Source organism: Cloacibacterium rupense (assembly GCF_014645495.1).
Classification (GTDB): Bacteria; Bacteroidota; Bacteroidia; order Flavobacteriales; family Weeksellaceae; genus Cloacibacterium; species Cloacibacterium rupense.
Map to the genome: position 1 here is coordinate 18,453 of NZ_BMLV01000007.1, position 18,514 is coordinate 36,966.

18 protein-coding genes are annotated in these 18,514 nt (G+C 31.4%); 13 read left to right on the forward strand and 5 right to left on the reverse strand.

All coding sequences use genetic code 11. The features are described from left to right. Nucleotides 1–183: 183 nt before the first annotated feature. Together IEW40_RS13230 and IEW40_RS13235 are read right to left on the reverse strand one after the other, a co-directional pair. Entirely contained in the window at nt 184–1,014 is an 831-nt protein-coding gene (locus IEW40_RS13230; RefSeq protein WP_188618594.1) for an energy transducer TonB, read from the reverse strand. A 331-nt stretch (nt 1,015–1,345) separates the two neighbouring features. Next, nucleotides 1,346–2,632, reverse strand: coding sequence for an adenylosuccinate synthase (locus tag IEW40_RS13235; protein WP_188618595.1), 1,287 nt, complete (start codon nt 2,630–2,632; stop codon nt 1,346–1,348). Between the two features lie 296 nt (nt 2,633–2,928). Here IEW40_RS13235 and IEW40_RS13240 point away from each other — a divergent pair, with 296 nt between their 5' ends. From IEW40_RS13240 to IEW40_RS13250, 3 genes are all read left to right on the forward strand, one after another. Continuing rightward, nucleotides 2,929–4,560 carry an alpha-amylase family glycosyl hydrolase gene (locus IEW40_RS13240; protein WP_188618596.1) on the forward strand — a complete coding sequence of 544 codons (1,632 nt, stop codon included), beginning with the start codon at nt 2,929–2,931 and terminating at the stop codon, nt 4,558–4,560. A 143-nt stretch (nt 4,561–4,703) separates the two neighbouring features. Continuing rightward, complete coding sequence (locus IEW40_RS13245) at nt 4,704–5,219, forward strand: TlpA family protein disulfide reductase (RefSeq protein WP_188618597.1); 516 nt, start codon at nt 4,704–4,706, stop codon at nt 5,217–5,219. A 156-nt stretch (nt 5,220–5,375) separates the two neighbouring features. Further along, nucleotides 5,376–6,161, forward strand: a complete 786-nt coding sequence (locus tag IEW40_RS13250) for a hypothetical protein (RefSeq protein WP_188618598.1) — start codon at nt 5,376–5,378, stop codon at nt 6,159–6,161. 7 nt (nt 6,162–6,168) lie between these two features. Here IEW40_RS13250 and IEW40_RS13255 read toward each other — a convergent pair whose 3' ends face one another. Both IEW40_RS13255 and IEW40_RS13260 read right to left on the reverse strand, forming a co-directional pair. Beyond that, nucleotides 6,169–6,816 carry a DUF2461 domain-containing protein gene (locus IEW40_RS13255; RefSeq protein ID WP_188618599.1) on the reverse strand — a complete coding sequence of 216 codons (648 nt, stop codon included), beginning with the start codon at nt 6,814–6,816 and terminating at the stop codon, nt 6,169–6,171. A gap of 11 nt (nt 6,817–6,827) precedes the next feature. Beyond that, a complete protein-coding gene (locus tag IEW40_RS13260; RefSeq protein ID WP_188618600.1) occupies nt 6,828–7,358 on the reverse strand; it encodes a hypothetical protein in 531 nt (176 codons plus the stop codon). A 231-nt stretch (nt 7,359–7,589) separates the two neighbouring features. Here IEW40_RS13260 and IEW40_RS13265 point away from each other — a divergent pair, with 231 nt between their 5' ends. The 10 genes from IEW40_RS13265 to IEW40_RS13310 all read left to right on the forward strand — a co-directional run bounded on the left by IEW40_RS13265 (nt 7,590) and on the right by IEW40_RS13310 (nt 16,620). Then, nucleotides 7,590–9,278, forward strand: coding sequence for a DEAD/DEAH box helicase (locus tag IEW40_RS13265; protein ID WP_188618601.1), 1,689 nt, complete (start codon nt 7,590–7,592; stop codon nt 9,276–9,278). Between the two features lie 183 nt (nt 9,279–9,461). Next, nucleotides 9,462–10,175: a DUF2490 domain-containing protein gene (locus tag IEW40_RS13270; protein WP_229663459.1), complete on the forward strand. Its 714-nt coding sequence runs from the start codon at nt 9,462–9,464 to the stop codon at nt 10,173–10,175. Nucleotides 10,176–10,255: 80 nt separating this feature from the next. Beyond that, complete coding sequence (locus IEW40_RS13275) at nt 10,256–10,894, forward strand: DUF47 domain-containing protein (RefSeq protein ID WP_188618602.1); 639 nt, start codon at nt 10,256–10,258, stop codon at nt 10,892–10,894. A gap of 35 nt (nt 10,895–10,929) precedes the next feature. Continuing rightward, nucleotides 10,930–12,072, forward strand: coding sequence for an inorganic phosphate transporter (locus IEW40_RS13280; RefSeq protein WP_188618603.1), 1,143 nt, complete (start codon nt 10,930–10,932; stop codon nt 12,070–12,072). Between the two features lie 113 nt (nt 12,073–12,185). Then, nucleotides 12,186–13,157 carry a polyprenyl synthetase family protein gene (locus IEW40_RS13285; RefSeq protein WP_188618604.1) on the forward strand — a complete coding sequence of 324 codons (972 nt, stop codon included), beginning with the start codon at nt 12,186–12,188 and terminating at the stop codon, nt 13,155–13,157. Between the two features lie 3 nt (nt 13,158–13,160). After that, on the forward strand, nt 13,161–14,111 hold the full coding sequence (locus tag IEW40_RS13290) for a GSCFA domain-containing protein (RefSeq protein WP_188618605.1): 951 nt from the start codon (nt 13,161–13,163) through the stop codon (nt 14,109–14,111). 51 nt (nt 14,112–14,162) lie between these two features. After that, a complete protein-coding gene (locus IEW40_RS13295) occupies nt 14,163–14,861 on the forward strand; it encodes an SIMPL domain-containing protein (protein WP_188618606.1) in 699 nt (232 codons plus the stop codon). Between the two features lie 32 nt (nt 14,862–14,893). Continuing rightward, nucleotides 14,894–15,232: a hypothetical protein gene (locus tag IEW40_RS13300; RefSeq protein WP_188618607.1), complete on the forward strand. Its 339-nt coding sequence runs from the start codon at nt 14,894–14,896 to the stop codon at nt 15,230–15,232. 39 nt (nt 15,233–15,271) lie between these two features. Then, complete coding sequence (locus IEW40_RS13305) at nt 15,272–15,790, forward strand: GNAT family N-acetyltransferase (protein ID WP_188618608.1); 519 nt, start codon at nt 15,272–15,274, stop codon at nt 15,788–15,790. Between the two features lie 65 nt (nt 15,791–15,855). Continuing rightward, nucleotides 15,856–16,620: a TatD family hydrolase gene (locus IEW40_RS13310; protein WP_188618609.1), complete on the forward strand. Its 765-nt coding sequence runs from the start codon at nt 15,856–15,858 to the stop codon at nt 16,618–16,620. A 117-nt stretch (nt 16,621–16,737) separates the two neighbouring features. On the opposite strand, the gene IEW40_RS13315 is transcribed toward IEW40_RS13310, so the two are convergent. Next, on the reverse strand, nt 16,738–17,988 hold the full coding sequence (locus tag IEW40_RS13315) for a DEAD/DEAH box helicase (protein ID WP_188618610.1): 1,251 nt from the start codon (nt 17,986–17,988) through the stop codon (nt 16,738–16,740). Between the last annotated feature and the right edge of the window lie 526 nt (nt 17,989–18,514).

The following is an 18,514-nucleotide window of genomic DNA, read 5'->3' on the forward strand; positions in this document are numbered from 1 at the left end:
AAAAATTATTTAGTTTTTCAAAAATACGATAATTTGTAATTCCGTTCATTGTTAATAAGTGCCAAAAATATTAAAGTATTGTTAATTAAAGGGTTAAAGCACAAAAAAATTATCCACAATTTTTAGAAAATGTGGATAATTAAAAGAAATAACAAATTGATTGAAATTATTTAAAACAATGTCTTATTCAAATTGCATAGAAATAGGGAATCTGAAATAAGAACGAACGTTTTGTCCGCCTAATTTTGCAGGATTCCATTTGCCTTTAATGCTTTTGATTACTTTTTCTGCTTCTCTGTTAAAATCTGCATTTACTCCGGTTGCTTTGATGTTAGAAATGGTGCCATCTCTTTCTACTACGAAAGTTACCACTGCTTTTATTACTTCACCACTTTCATTATCTACTGCAGAATTATCAAAATTCTGAACCACTTTATTCCTGAAACCATCAATTCCACCAGCGAAATTAGCTTCAACATCTACATCTTTTATAATTGCATCAGGATTTGGTTTCGGAGTGGTATCTACTGTGGGCATTGTATTTATTGCTGTACCAGTTTCTATATGCTGGTTAGGATTGGTTACAGATTGCCCAGGTGATGTAACGGTAGAAATTACTGCATCATCCACATTTTGATTAATCGTAGTTTCAACAGGTGGATTTCTAGTAGGCTCTGGAGGTGTAAGGCTTTGAGTTTTCACGGGTACATCTGGTTTTGGCGGCACTACTATTGGTTTCACATTATCAATAGGCTTATCAATAGGCTGCTCTACATCAACTAAAACGATAGGACCTTGATCAGTAATTACTTTATCAGTTTTTTTCAACTGAGACACTACAAAAGGTACAATTGCTACTGTTGCAAATAAGGCTACTCCTACAAATAAAGCTTTCTGCATCAATGCGTTAGCTTCATTTCTTAGCGCATAAGCTCCGTATTCTTTATTCCTATTTTCGAATACGATTTCATTGAGAGCATGATGCTCATCGTGAGTAAAGAAATTTTTGTTCATTGTGAAAAATTTAATGGTTAATATATAAACACAATTATTAGTTTATTACCTTTTTGCAAAAAGTATTTAGGCATATCCAACAATCTTGCCAAAATTTTACACACTCTTTAAAATTTTAAAATCATTTAAGAAAATTAATTAAATTTCAAACTTCAACCATTACACAAATTTCATTTTTAAAGAAAATTTTTATTAAAACAACAACAATTCATCCCCTTTCAAAAAATTAAAAGCAAAAAACACCTTGATTTTCTGACAATTATGAAACAAAAAAAATCGCACAAAAATTTGTGCGATTTGCATAATATTTAGTTTAAATATTTAATTTTTACTAGAAAAGTTCTTTTCTGATGATATTTTGACTTCTCTCTGGCCCTACCGAAACCAAATATACATTAATGCCTAAATATTGCTCAATGAAAGCGATGTATTTTTTAGCATTCTCTGGCAATTCATCAAAACTTCTTGCTTTGGTAATATCCTCTGTCCAACCTTCTAATTCTGCATAAATTGGTTCGTAATCATACAATTTAGTAGTAGAAGATGTAAAATAATCTATAATTTTCCCGTCTTCAGTTTTATAATGAGTAGCCACTTTTAGTGTACCAAGCCCAGTAAGAACGTCTAACTTGGTAACAACTAAGTTATTGATTCCGTTAATCATACAAGCGTGTTTCAATGAAACCAAATCTAACCAGCCTGTTCTTCTAGGTCTACCTGTTGTAGCCCCATATTCGTGACCAATTTTTCTAATATTTTCTCCCAATTCATTGTCTAATTCTGTGGGAAAAGGACCATGACCAACTCTAGTAGTATAAGCTTTAGAAACACCAATTAAATTTTGCAATGCAGTTGGCGGAACCCCAGCACCTGTACAAACACCACCTGTAGAAGGTGAAGATGACGTAACATAAGGATAAGTTCCAAAATCGATATCAAGCATCAATGCCTGCGCCCCTTCAAAAAGTATATTTTTATTATCTCTAATTGCTTCGTTGATTTCTAACTCAGTATCCACAATTCTGTCTTGTAATTTTTTACCAATTTCTAGAAATTCATTATAAATCTCATCAAAACTCATGGCTGGTTTTTCAAAATATTTCTCGAAAAGATTATTTTTGATTTTAAGGTTTTTCTCAATTTTTTCTTTTAAAACCTCAGGGTTTAGAAGATCAATCATTCTAATACCTACTCTTGCAATTTTGTCTTCGTAGCAAGGTCCAATCCCTTTTTTGGTAGTCCCAATTTGTGTACCTCCTTTTTCCTCTTCTCTATAAGTATCTAGCATAATGTGATAAGGCATAATCACGTGCGCTCTTCTACTGATAAAAACGTGGTCTGTTTTGTAACCTTTCGCTTCTATTTGTTCTATTTCTTTAATGAAAGCTTTTGGATTTACCACTACCCCATTAGCAATAATACATTTACCTCTACACTGCAAAACTCCCGAAGGAAGCAAATGAAGTACAAATTTATCTTCGCCTACATAAACGGTATGACCCGCATTATCACCACCTTGAAAACGAACAACATAATCTGATTTTGCAGAAAGAACATCGGTTATTTTTCCTTTGCCTTCATCACCGTACTGAAGACCAACAACAACGTAAGTTGACATATATTTTAATACTTTTATTAGACTTTACAAAGGTAATTTTTATAAATTGTTTCACCAAATTAACTGACAGAAAATTAAGATAATAAAAAATATCATACTCAGATTTTATAATTATCATTCTAATAATTCATAAATTTATCGAATTAAATCCTTTTCATAAGATTGCCATGAAATGCATCTTATTTTGTATGTTACAAATATTTATACCGATATAAAATTGTATTGCATTATAAAGGTAGATGACAATCGTAAAAAAGTGATTACATAAAACTTAAAAAACAAATAAATATCTGCTCATGAAAAAAATAGTAATGCTTTCGGCATTTGCATTTCTTGCAAGTTGCACCAGTGTTCAAAATACCCAAACCTCAGAACCCTTCGCTTGGGAAGGTGCTAATCTTTATTTTCTACTCACTGATAGATTCAACAATGGTGATTCTAAAAATGACATCAATTTTAACAGAACCGAAAAAGCGGCCGTTCTTCGAGGTTTCGAAGGTGGAGACTTGCGTGGTATCATCCAAAAAATAGACGAAGGTTATTTCAAGAAATTGGGCGTTAATGCCATTTGGATGACCCCTATCGTAGAACAAATTCATGGCGCTACAGACGAAGGAACTGGCAAAACTTACGGCTTCCATGGATATTGGGCAAAAGATTGGACTACTCTAGACCCGAATTTTGGGACTGAAAAAGATTTGAAAGAATTGGTAGAAAAAGCTCACAAACAAGGCATCAGAATCGTACTAGACGCTGTTATCAATCATACCGGTCCTACTACAGAAATAGATGAAACCTACCCTATGACTTGGGTAAGAACCGAACCTCAATGTAAATACAGCAATTTCGAAAATACCACTGCATGCACTTTGGTAGCGAATCTGCCAGATGTTTTAACCGAAAGTAATGAGAAAGCAGGGTTGCCCACTCTACTAGAAAAAAAATGGAGAAAAGAAGGCCGATATGAAAAAGAAATGTCTGAACTGAACGAATTTTTTGTAAAAACAGGCTATCCTAGAGCTCCGAAATATTATATTATGAAATGGCTATCAGATTACGTAAGAGAATTCGGGATAGATGGTTACAGAGTAGATACCGTAAAACACACCAACGAAGACGTTTGGAAAGATTTCAAAAAAGTTTGTGACCAAGCTTTTGCAGAATTTAAACTCAATAATCCTGATAAAGTTTTAGACAAAAACACTCCATTTTTTACTGTGGGAGAAGTCTATGGCTACGGAATTTCAGCCAAACAAATCTATGATTTCGGAGACAAAAAAGTAAATTATTTCCAAAATGGATTTACTTCTCTCATCAATTTTGATTTTAAAGGAGATGCCAATAAATCTTACGAAGAAATCTTCAGCAATTATGACAAAATTCTACATCAAGATTTAGCAGGAAAAACCGTAATGAACTACGCTACGTCTCACGATGATGGTTGGCCTTTTGACAAAGAGAGAAAAAGAACTTACGAAACCGCCACGAAATTACTTTTAACACCAGGAATTTCTCAAATTTATTATGGTGATGAAACTGGCAGAAAATTGATTGTAGCTGGTGCAGAAGGCGATGCTAACTTAAGAAGTAATATGAATTGGGACGATATTAAAAACAACCCAGAAACCAAAAAACTATTAGAATATTGGCAGAAGTTAGGTCAATTTCGTAGAAACCATCCTGCTGTAGGAGCTGGCTTTCACAGAATGATTTCCAATTCGCCTTACTGGTTTTCTAGAACTTACAAAACAGACAAAGTGGTGATTGGTCTAAATTTACCAAATGGAACTAAAGAAGTAAACGTTTCTGGAATTTTTGACAACGGAACCAGAGTAAAAGATTCTTATTCTGGTGCTACAATGCCTGTAATAGATGGCAAAGTTTCTCTCACAAACAACAACAATATTGTTTTGTTAGAAAAAAACTAAATTTTTGACCCCAAAAATATCAATAAAGCGTAGATTTCTGCGCTTTATTTTATTTATCTATCTTTCTAAATAGTATAAAAATAATGTCAAATTCAATTTTTGGCATACTTTTGCATTTGAAAAGTAAAGAAAGTATAAAATTTATGAAAAGAATACTCTTATTATTCTCATTATTTATAATGAGCAATGCATTTGCACAGAAAGTACCTTCGGTAATGAAAACCAGCTTTTCTAAAGAAGCTTTGGCGCAAAAAATTACAGATACAGATGGCAAAACCACTACTATTTCTAAAATTTTAGAAAAACATAAAGGCAAAGTTTTAGTCATAGACTTATGGGCAAGTTGGTGTAGAGATTGCCTCAATGCAATGCCAAAAGCCAAAGAATTAGAAGAAAAAAACACCAATATCGATTTTGTTTTTCTCTCTTTGGATAGAAATTTTGAAGCATGGAAAAAAGGCTTAGAAAAACACAATATGCAAAATAAAGAAAACTATTGGTTCAATGAAGGTTGGAAAAACAACTTCAACAATTATATTGACCTCAACTGGATTCCTAGATATTTGGTGATAAACCAGAAATCTGAAATTGCGAAATATTATGCCATCACACCAGAAGACCCAGAAATTCAAAAAACGATAGACGAACTGAGCAAATAAAACTCAATTCAGTTTCTAAAAAGACTAAAAATCACAATGAAAATTCGTTGTGATTTTTTTTGTCCCGAAACATTAATTTTAAATTTTGTTAATAATCAATTTTATATTAAAAATATTTGTAATTTAGAACTGTACAAATCTTAAAATCAAACCGTTATGTTTACTGATGAAGATTTGATGCGCAGTTGGAATCTCTGCAAGATAAACCATCGTTTCAAAGAACAAGCGATGAGGAAACTTCACCAAAAAATTGATTCTTCTAACATCCATTTTCGGGACAAGTTCAAGAAAAAATCCGAAGTACTTTTGCTCCACTCTTTTTTACAAAAATTCCCAGACCTCAACTTTGAAAATCTCACCTGCGAAAGCCCAGACTTCATCATCCAGCATCAAAACAAAAAAATAGGTCTAGAACTCACAGAAGTCATTAACCATCTAGACAAAAAGAAAATAGAAAGCCAACTGAACAAAATTTTTCGAGAAGCTGAACTTATCCTCCAAAAAGATATAAAAAACCTGCAAGGTCTTTACCTCATCGAAATAGATGAAAATCTAGCTCTAGAAGCACTCAAAAACAAAGAAATTCTTCTTCAAAATTTACTTTACTCCATCAAAAACTTAAGACCGAAAGGTATTTTTTTAAAAATTAAGAAAATAAAATCTGAAGGAAATATCTTTATAAGTTTTAATCCTGAAATGAATCTTTTTGAGGAACTCTGTTCCGAAAAAATAAAACAAACTATAGAAAAGAAAAACCAAAAATACCCTTTGTACGACTCTACATTAGATGAATGTTGGCTGATTATTGTTTCTGATATGAGTTCTTTGGCTTCTAAATATCAATACATAGAAAATATGGCCATTCTAGAAAATATAGCTAGTCCGTTTCATCGGATTTATCATCTGGATAGCCTTTTTGGAAGTATGACAAAAATTAAATAATTAGATTTTAAATAGCATTTAAAAAGTCAACCAAAGGTTTCATGGCTTTGTAAACATTGGCAATTTCTTTGGGTGCACTTTCACTCAAAAGCAAGTCATCTGAAACAGGATGCGTTACAATAAAATGCTTTAGCTTTAAAAATTCAGCCATTTTATCATCTTTTTCAAAACCTTGAGGCACATTTTTCAGTTTATCTTCTACACTCAATCCTCGGAAATAATTTCTAAAATCATCTTTTTCTAAAATCATTTTAAATTCTTCACCAAAAGCAGAAATTTCTTTTCTTATTGCTTTTAAAACCGAAGGTTCTGGCATATAAATTCCGCCGCCAAGAAAAGATTTCCCAGGTTCTATATGCAGATAATATCCTGCTTTCTGACTTCCTTTTCCCATCCCCAAACTCGCCCCAAAATTTGTTTTATAAGGAGATTTATCTTTAGAAAATCTGGTGTCTCTATAAATTCTAAAAAGTGATTTTTTAGCATCTAACTTCACTAGTTCTTCATCAAAATTTGCCATTTCTTCTATTAATTTTTCAACAAAATAAACCACATCTTGTTGCGCTTCTTGATAAATGGTTTTGTTTTCATTAAACCAATCTCTGTTATTATTTTTCTCAAGATTTCTCAGAAATTGAAGGGTGGATGATTGCATATTTTATTTTTTTATTCAACATAATTATAATTTTCATTTATCTCAAAACTTATAATTTTCAAATTATCAATATTTTTAAGATTTCTATCTTGATAATATGAGTTAACAATTACATCAGCATACTTTTTTTCTCCTTTCACTAAAAAAGTAATACTATAATCATTTCCACTCAAATTTTTTTTATTGATTGGAAGAGCTATACTTTTAATTTCCCCAACATTATTTTTTATCAATTGGTTATTTTTAATGAAATTTTCTGATTTTTCAACAACCTCTTTATTTAGGTTAAATTCTTTGTAAATTTGATATCCCCCATACAAACATAAAATAATATAGAAAAAAGAACTGCTTAGAAATTCTCTTTCTTTAATAAAAATTTTCACAGATATATAGAACATCATCAGAAGCAATATTGGTAAAGCAATAATTCTAGATTCCCAAAAAAAATAAATATCAAACCATCTGCAAATATATCCGTATGCTAAAATCAATAATATTAAATAAGTAAAATACCTCTGATATTTATTAAAGTTCTTTGTCATATAGTTTTTTTTCAAAATTAATGAATTTCTCACAAATCTTTCGCTCCTACGGAGCTCAATCTAAAAACCACTCACTTTTTTACAAACCTTTGCTCTAAAAGATCTAAATTTAGGAAATTAATCTATTTTTTCCATCTTCCATCTTCGTTAAAAAATTCCCAAAAAACAGCAAAAATTATTATTAAAAATAAAATCACTATCTTTGCCGCTTAATTAATAGACGATCTTTAAATGAATTTATTTACGGAATCCAATTTAAGTCCTGATTTATTGAAGGCTATTGGCGAACTCGGCTACGAAACGCCGACAGAAATCCAGAAACAGACTATTCCTTTTATCCTTTCGGATACACGCGATCTCATCGCACTTGCGGCAACAGGAACAGGCAAAACAGCAGCATTTTCGCTACCTATTCTGGATATGATAGACGACACCAGTCGTAAAATCCAGTTATTAGTGCTTTGCCCTACTCGTGAACTTTGCCTTCAGATTACCAAAGACATTAAAAACTATACAAAGTATCTTCCTCACCTAAAAACTACCGCAGTTTACGGTGGAAGTAGTATTACAGAACAAATCCGTTCACTTCGTGAGAAACCACAAATTATTGTAGGAACTCCAGGGCGTGTAATTGATTTGATTGGCAGAAAAGCATTAGACTTTTCAGAAATTCATTGGCTTGTTTTAGACGAAGCTGATGAGATGCTTTCTATGGGTTTCAAAGACGATTTAGAAACTATTTTAAGCGAAACTCCTTCAGAAAAACAAACGCTACTTTTCTCTGCAACTATGAGCAAAGAAGTAGAACGTATTTCTAAAAACTACCTCAGCAATCCACACAGAATTTCTGTAGGAAGTATAAATGCTGTGAAAAAAAACATCACTCATGAATACTATGTGGTAGGTTACAGACAAAAGAAAGAGGCTCTAAAAAGATTATTGGACGCCAACCCAAACCAATACTCTATTATTTTTTGTAGAACTAGAATGGAGACTCAGGAAGTAGCAGACTTCTTGATGCAAAATGCATACGCTGCAGATGCGCTTCACGGTGATTTATCACAAGCACAAAGAGATACGGTAATGAAAAAATTCCGTCTCAAAAACATTGATATTTTAGTAGCAACAGACGTAGCTGCTAGAGGTTTAGATGTAGATTCTCTTACACACGTTATCCACTACTCGCTTCCAGATGACCCTGAAGTTTTTGTACATAGAAGTGGTAGAACAGGTAGAGCTGGTAAAGATGGTATTTCGATGTCATTAATTAAACCTGAAGAATCTAGAAAGCTAAAACAAATCAAAATTTCTACTAAAATTGAGATTGTTGAGAAAAAAATACCAACAGGTGAAGAAATTATCAAAGCTCAGGTAGAAGGTGTTTTCGAAAAACTATTTACAGAGCACGAAGATTTATTTACTTTTGATGACAGCCTTATCCCAGATTTATCTGCATTCTCTAAAGAAGAATTGGTTCACCAATTGCTTCAATTACAATTGAGAGATTTGGCACTTTTCTATAAAGACAAAAAAGATTTAGCAGACCAAAAATTCTCTAATGACAGAGATGACAGAGGTAGCAGAAGAGACCGTGACAGAGATAGAGGAAGAGACAGAGACAGACGTTCTGATAGAGATGGAGGTAGAGAAAGAGGCGGAAAACCAAAACGCAGAAACGAAAACATGACTCGTTTTTTCTTCAACCTTGGTAAGAGAGACCAACTCAAAAAAATGGACATGCTAGAAATTATCAATAAAGCAACTGCTAAGTCTAAAAAAAGGGCAGATATTGGTGATATAGAAATTTTAGAAAAATTCTCGTTCTTTGAAGTGGAAAAGTCTTTTAAAGACGAGGTTTTAAAGGGAATTTCAGCTCAAAAATTCAAAGGAAAAGAAATGAGAGCCGAAGTAGCTAACTAAAATTTTTAATCAACATAAATACACAAAAACAGCAATTAATTGCTGTTTTTTTTGTTTGCTGAATAAAAAATTTTTAAAAATAATAAACTTTACATGATAAATTTTACCTTTACAAAAACTTAATATTGAGTTAATACATGCAAATTGAAGTTTAGATATATTTGCCACCAATTTTAAGAAATTGTGAAAAAAATATTAATTTTAATGCTAGCTATTAGCAGTTTTGCTTATTCTCAGACAGATGAGCATTTATCAAGTTTTAATATGGTATCATTTACCTATAAACATGATAAAAAATGGATGGCCTACCTAGAGCTACAATCTAGGTCTATAGAAGAGTTTTCAAAACCAGACTATTATGAAGTAAAAGGAGGTATTGGTTACAATATTGACAAAAATAATCAACCCTTTATAGGAATAGGCAGATATGGAACGTATAGAGATTCAAAATTCTATCAAGAAGAATTAAGAGTTTGGTTACAGTATATATATTCTCAAAAATTAGGAAAAATAAAAATAGACCACAGAGCAAGAGCAGAAAAAAGGTTTTTCTATTTTCCGCAAAAAGACATTGCAGACAATACTTCTAGATTTAGATATAGATTAGCATTAACATTACCAATAAATAAAGAAAAAGTAGAACCAAACACCTTTTTTGTAAATGCCTTTGACGAAATTTTTGTAGGGCCAAATGCTCCTACATTCAAAAGAAATCGTTTTTTCAGTGGAATTGGTTATCAGTTTAATGATTATGTAAATACCAATCTAGGATATGTATGGCAAAGAGAATTTACTGCTAGTGGAAACAGAAATTTACACTTTTTATATGTAGGACTAAACTTTACTTTTGATCGATTAAAATACTTCGAAACACATCATATACCTATCGCAGACTAATGTTAATAAAACTTAATAATCATTCGTAAAAATGTAGTGTTTTTTTTAAGAAATTTGCAACAATTTAAAATTATAAAAATATGGGAATCGGAAACATTTTTAGAGCGTTTCAACCTAAAGACAAAATTTTCTTTGTGTTATTCGAGCAAGTAGCACAGAAGTTAGTAGAAATGTCAAAAGAATTTCACGAAGGATTGAAAGATTTTGACCTAAATGATGAAACTTTACTGAATAAAATGAGCGATTATGAGCACGAAATGGATGATCTAACTCACGAAATTTTCGTTCAGCTAGGAGAAAACTTCATTACACCATTTGACAGAGAAGATATCAATTATCTTACCTCAGGTTTAGATGATATTGCAGATTACATGTATGCTTCTGCAAAATACATTTACTTGTACAAAAGTCCAGAAGTAAAAGAATATTCAGAATTTTCATTATTGATTTATAAATCTTGTCTAGAAATTCAAAATGCAATTAAAAATTTGAAAGAATTTAAAAATCCTGCTGAAGTAAAAGAAGCTTGCATTAAAATCAATTCATTCGAAAATATTGCAGATGATGTACTAAGCCAAGGAATTGTTTCAGTTTTTGAAAGCAATGACCCTATCAAAATCATTAAAGTAAAATCTGTACTAGAATATTTAGAAACTGTAACAGATAAAGCTGAAGATGTAGCCAACACCATAGAAAACATCGTGATTAAATACGCATAATCTATTCTAATTAAATAACTTAACTTAAATTTCGAATGGATTTTCCTATATTATTAATCATTATTATTGCTTTGGCATTAATCTTTGATTTCATCAATGGATTTCACGATGCGGCCAATTCTATTGCAACCATCGTTTCCACAAAAGTTTTATCTCCGTTTCAGGCAGTTTTGTGGGCTGCCGTATGGAATTTTGCTGCTTTTTTCACAGCATTGTACATTATCGGAGAGTTTAGAATTGGTAATACCATTGCAAAATCTGTAAATGAAGACTTCATTAACTTAGAAGTAATCTTAGCAGGTCTTATTGCAGCCATCATTTGGAACTTGCTTACATGGTGGTTTGGAATTCCTTCATCATCTTCACATACTTTAATTGGAGGATTTATGGGCGCTGCACTTATGCACGCTTGGTATACTCAATATCAACTACTAAGTGGTATGCATGCAGATGCTGGAACAGTTGACAATATCATACAAGCCTTTAAGAATTTACTCTCCTTAGATGTTGTAAAATATGAAAAAGTAGTTCCTATCTTCTTATTTATATTTTTAGCACCGATTGTAGGGATGATTGTATCGGTAATTATTACTTTAATTATTGTATTCATCAGCAGAAAATCTGTGCCACACAAAGCTGACAGAGTTTTCAAAAAATTACAGTTGGTTTCATCTGCACTCTTCAGTTTAGGACACGGAACTAATGACGCACAAAAAGTAATGGGAATTATTGGTGCTGCTATAATTTTCCACCATGTACAAACTCTGCAAGACCCAATTTACTTGGCATTAGAATCTAAAGAAAGATTTTCTTATTTTGTTACTCATTATGTTTGGGTACCATTTGCTTCTTTCCTTGCTATCGCATTGGGAACCATGAGTGGTGGATGGAAAATTGTGAAAACGATGGGTACTAAAATTACTAAAGTAACTCCTCTAGAAGGTGTAAGTGCCGAGACCGCCGGTGCTATTACCTTATTTTTAACAGAGCATTTAGGTATTCCTGTTTCTACTACGCATACCATTACTGGTTCTATTATTGGGGTAGGACTTACCAAAAGAGTATCTGCAGTAAGATGGGGCATTACAGTAAGTTTACTTTGGGCTTGGATTCTTACCATTCCTGTAAGTGCTGTAGTAGCTGGACTTACTTATCTATTAGTAGTTTTTATAAAATAAAAATTTTTAATATCAATAATTATAAACTTTGCTAAAATTTAGCAAAGTTTTTTATTTATAAACCATACACTCTCTCATCCAAAATTCTTACTTTTGTGTTAAACCATTTTTATATGAATTTTTTAGAAAATTATCAACAAATCATTGCCAAAGCAATACAAAAACATACTTTCAAAAATAAACCTGCCGAACTCTACCAACCAATGAATTATATTATAGGTAATGCAGGAAAAAGACTAAGACCAATCATGGTTTTGATGGCTTGTGACCTATTTAATGGAAATACCGAAAAAGCCATAAAACCAGCCTTAGCGATAGAATATTTTCACAATTTCACATTAATTCATGATGATATTATGGATGAAGCTCCACTCAGAAGAAACAATCCTACAATACATACTCTACACGGAATTAATGTTGGTATCCTTTCTGGTGATGCACTTCTAATCAAAGCTTATCAATTTTTTGAAGATTTAGAACCTGAATTATTTAAAAAATGTATTCAAATTTTTTCTCAAACAGGTGCTGTTCTCTGTGAAGGCCAACAAATGGATGTGAACTTTGAAACCATGGAAAATGTGACTTATGATGATTACATAGAAATGATTACCAACAAAACAGGTGTTCTAAGTGCTGCATCATTCAAAATAGGAGCATTAATTGCTGATGCCAGTGAAGAAGAAGCAGAACATCTCTATAATTTCGGAAAACATATTGGTATCGCTTTCCAAATTATGGATGATTATCTAGATGTTTTCGGAGATGTAGAACAGTTTGGAAAAAAACATGCAGGTGATATTTTCGAAAACAAAAAAACCATTCTTTATCTTCTAGCCATGGAACACGCAACCGAAGAAGAGAAAAAAGAACTCAACTTCTGGTATTCTAAAAAAACTGAAAATGTAGATAAAGTATACAGTGTAGAAAAAATCTTCAGAAGAGCAAAAGTAGATGAAAAAGTACTGAGATTAATCCACAAACACAACGAAATTGGGCACGATTACTTAAGTAAAATTAACCTTCCTGAAGAAAAGAAAAAACCTTTCAAAGAATTGGCTAATTATCTATTAAGAAGAGAATCTTAAAAAATGAAATTCAGAACAGAAGTACATCTAGAAAATTCAGAACAAAAAATTCTATTAACCGACCGAATTTTTTCAGTCGGTTCTTGTTTTGCTGCAGAAATGAGCGAAAAATTACAGGACGGACAAATGCAAACGCTTTGCAATCCTTTCGGTACAATTTTTAATCCATTTTCTCTGAACGTAGCCATCAAAAACCTTCACGATTGTAGAAATTATAAAAACGAAGATTTAATTTTGTTTAATGAAGAGTACATTTCTCTCAATCACCACTCTTCTTTCAACAGCAATTACGCACACAAAACATTAGAAAAAATCAATCAAAATATAGAAACTGGAAATCAATTTTTGCAAAAAACAAATTGGGTTCTCATTACTTATGGCACATCTTATATTTATGAATTTTTGCCCAAAAATCAATTGGTTGCCAATTGTCACAAAATACCACAAAAGTTCTTCAAAAAGAGGTTTTTAACGACTGATGAACTCCATAATTCAATATTAGAAACCATTAACTTACTGAATGATATTTGTGAAGAAAATGTACAAATATTGTTCACTGTTTCACCAGTTCGTCACACCAAAGATGGTATGGTAGAAAACCAATGGAGTAAATCTAAATTAATCTGTGAATTACACGAAATTTTACCCAATTTCAAAAATTGCCATTACTTACCAATCTATGAAATTATGATGGATGATTTGCGTGATTATCGTTTTTACAAAGAGGATTTAATTCACCCAAACAATCAAGCCATTCAATACATTTGGGAGAAATTTGGTGATGCTTATTTTTCTGATGAAGTTAAAAATTTCATCAATGAAAACTATAAAATAAAAGCTTCACTAGAACACCGTCCGAATGATGAAAAGTCACCAAAATATCAAGACTTTTTAGAAAAATTGAAAGAAAAAATTGCCATTCAACAAAGTAAAGTGAAACATAAAATTTTTTAAAATTTCCAACCAAAACCTACAAATAACCATCTTTTAAATAAAAAATTTATTATGAAAAATTTATTTACCTTCATCGCTTTATTTATTGTTTCGTTTGCTTTTTCTCAAACCAAAAATTTTATAGACCAACCTTATTTAGAAACTTCTGCCGAAGCAGATACTTTGGTCATTCCTGATAGAATTTATCTTAAAATTACCATTTCTGAAAACGACACTAAAAACAAAAAATCGGTAGAAGAATTAGAAAACATAATGGTTTCAAAACTTAAAAATCTAGGAATTGACACCAACAAACAATTGCTAATGAATGATTTAGGAAGCAGTTATAAAAAATACGCCCTTAAATCTACAGACGTAATGAAAACCAAATCTTATGATTTACTAGTATTTGATGGATTAACAGCAGGAAAAGTAATACAAGAACTCGAAAAAGAAGATATTTCTAATATTCAATTGCTAAAAACTCAACATTCTCAGCAAGAAAAAATATTGGCAGACCTTAAAAGAAGAGCGATTATTAAAGCAAAGAAAAACGCCAATAATATTGCCAACGCAATCGGACAAAAAGCTGGTAATGCCATTTTTATTTCTGACCTTAAAGTAACAATTCCTACTAGTTCTGTACAATTTCTTAATACATCTTTTGGCTATAATTCTCAAAAACAAAAAGAAGAATTTGAACCTTCAGACTTGAATTTCAGAAAAATAGGATTTTCGGCAAGTCTTTCTGTAAATTTTAAATTAGAATAAAAATCTAAACAACCAATAAAAACAAAAAAACAATGGCAGGAATTAAAAATCTAGAAAATTTATCAGACGAACAAATTAACAACGAGTTGAAAAAAGGAGGGAAATTTGTAATTTTCTCTTATACCATTTCAATCATTATTATGACTTTTAGAAGAAATAGCGATATTTATTTTATAAAATCAGGAGAATCTGCTATAGCTTACAGTTGGAAATATTCTCTAATTACCTTTTTTGCTGGTTGGTGGGGAATTCCATTTGGACCGATTTTTTCCTTTGTTTCTTTTTACAAAAATTTTACCGGAGGAAAAGATGTGACCGCTGAAGTTATAACAGCAATAAACTCTGAACAGCCCATGAATCAACAAGTTTAAAACAACCATTTTTAATAAAATTTTAGTCAAAAATTAAAAATGCAAATCAGAAAACTCAATTCATCAGATTTAGAAGATCTTCAGAAAATAAGTATTCAAACCTTCAGAGAAACTTTTGAAGAAGTGAATTCTGAAGAAGATATGCAAAAATATTTAGATGAAAATTTGAGTTTAGAAAAATTAAAAAATGAACTAGAAAATCCAGACTCAGAATTTTATTTTATTGAAAATGAAAATGAAAATTTAGGTTATCTAAAATTAAATTTCGGGAATGCACAAACCGAAAATTTCAAAAAAAATCATCTTGAAATTGAAAGAATTTATGTTTTGAGAGACTTTTTAGGGCAAAAAATTGGGCAAATTATATTGAACAAAGCAATAGAAATTGGTAAAAAAAAGAACTTAGAATTTCTATGGCTCGGTGTTTGGGAAGAAAATCACAGAGCTATTAAATTTTATGAGAAAAATGGTTTTAAAGTTTTCGGAAAGCATAAATTTGTACTCGGTAAAGATGTTCAGACTGACTTATTGATGAAACTTCTAATAAACAAAAAATAAAGAATTAATATTTAAGAAAATAGAGTTAATTTTCAATTCTACATTTTCAATTTTCAATTAAAAAAATGATTGACACCCACACTCACCTATATTCCGAAGAATTCGATGAAGACAGAACAGAAATGATAAAACGTGCCATCAATAAAGGCGTTACAGAGTTTTATCTTCCTGCAATAGATTCAGATTCTCACGAAAAAATGCTTCAACTAGAAACTGAATTTCCCAATCATATTTTTGCCATGATGGGGCTACATCCTTGTTATGTAAAGCCAGAAACTTGGGAAAAAGAGTTAGAAATTATAGAAAATTATTTGAACAAAAGACCATTTCCTGCAATTGGTGAAATCGGAATTGATTTGTATTGGGACAAATCTACGCTTGACATTCAGATAAAAGCATTTGAAAAACAAATAGATTGGGCGATAGAAAGAGATTTACCCATCGTAATTCATACTAGAGAAAGTTTTGATGAAACTTTTGAAGTTTTAGAACGTAAAAAACACCCAAAGTTGCGAGGGATTTTTCATTGTTTTTCTGGAAATTTAGAACAAGCAAAAAGAGCCATAGATTTGAATTTTCTTCTCGGAATTGGCGGTGTTGTAACCTTCAAAAATGGAAAAATAGACCAATTTTTACACGAAATTCCTTTAGAAAAAATTGTTTTAGAGACAGATTCTCCTTATTTGGCACCAGTTCCGCACCGTGGAAAGCGCAATGAAAGTTCGTATTTAGATTTGGTGGTAGGGAAATTAGTAGATATTTATAAAAAAGATTTTACAGAAATTGATAGAATTACGAGTGAAAATGCCCATAAAATTTTCGGGAAGTAATTTCACTTAAATTCGCAAAGTTTTTTAGCAATGAGCGCAAAAATTCTCGCATAATAAAAAAGACCGTAATAAATAATCATTGCGGTCTTTGCTTTTTTCTGCGCCTTTGCGTGAAAACTATTTCTTTCTATAAAAAACCTTCTTTGTTGGTTTTTTGAAAGTAATATCTTCTTTTTTCTGCGGCTTTGGTCTTGGTGTAAAAGGTTTATTATTAGAATCTCTTTTTTGTTCTACCAATTTCTCTGGATGGTATGGGTGGTTTTTTACCACAGGAATTTTCTTACCAATCAACTTTTCGGTATTTCTAAGATTTACCAAATCTAAACCATCTACAAACGAAATAGAAGTTCCTTCTGCTCCTGCCCTACCCGTTCTTCCAATTCTATGAACGTAGGTTTCCGAAACGTCTGAAAGTTCAAAATTAATCACATATTTCAAATCATCGATATCAATTCCTCTTGCTGCAATATCTGTTGCCACCAAAACTCTGGTCTTTTTATTTTTGAAATTACTAAGAGCAGTTTGTCTGGCATTTTGAGATTTATTACCGTGAATGGCTTCTGCAGTAATATTCGTTTTTTGGAGTTTTCTGGCAATTTTATCTGAACCATGTTTAGTTCTGGCAAAAACCAAAACTTGATCTAATTTTTGATCTTGAAGAATATGAATCAACAAGTCTAATTTATCATCTTTTTCCACAAAATAGATTGACTGATTAATGGTATCTGCGGTAGATGAAACGGGCGCTACTTCTACTTTTACAGGATGATGAAGCATAGAATTGGCTAATTCTTGAATTTCTTTAGGAAAAGTTGCCGAAAAGAAAAGCGTTTGTCTCTTTGGCGGAAGTAATTTCACAACGCGTTTTACATCATGCACAAAACCCATATCCAGCATTCTATCTGCTTCATCGAGAACAAATATTTCTAAATTTTTGAGCGAAATAATACCTTGATTAATAAAATCGAGTAATCTCCCAGGAGTTGCCACCAAAACATCTACGCCTTTTTTAAGAGCAGCTTCTTGTGCACCTTGCTTTACGCCACCAAAAATCACCAAAGTTTTCAACGGCAAATTTCTACCATAAGCTTTGAAACTTTCTTCAATCTGTATCGCCAATTCTCTGGTAGGTGTTAGAATTAAGGCTTTAATCTGATGATTTTTTGTGTTTTTATGCGATAAATTTTGCAAAATTGGAATGGCAAAAGCTGCTGTTTTACCTGTACCAGTCTGCGCAGTTCCTAATAAATCTTTACCTTCTAAAAGATGAGGAATAGCTTGCGCTTGGATAGGTGTTGGTTTTTCATAACCTTCTTTGGTAAGCGCATCTAGAATGGGCTTAATGAGTTGTAAGTCTGTAAATAACAAATGTTTAAATTTTAAAAAATGTGTGCGGGCGAAGTGTTCTACTTCTACATTTTTGAGCAAAAAATCAATGAAAAATTCCAGAAATTTTTAAAAAAGTATAAATACTTTTGGCTAAAGAATGCCGCGAATTATTTGGCAAAGATAGTCTTTTAGAAATAAATGAAAAAAAACTATTATTAATACTAAAATATAAATTATAGGATTAAAATACTTCTTTAGAAATAGATTGAAAAAGCTACTTCGAGCCAATACTTTTATGATATTTATTACCTCCAAGAATTTTCTTTTTCTCTTGAACTCCACCAAAATAATTAATTGAATAACTCAAAAACAAAAAAACCATTTTTCCTTTGCTTAAAAACAAAATCAATAGAATCTAATCTTTGTTGAGCCTTATGCTTATCAAAAATAGTTCTGTAATAAATTTTTCTTTTCTGTGGGAGAATTATTGTCTTTGATAATTTAACATTCTCTTTATAAGCATCAGCTAATGTAAAACCAGAAAAAGCTAGTTTAGAATCTCCTT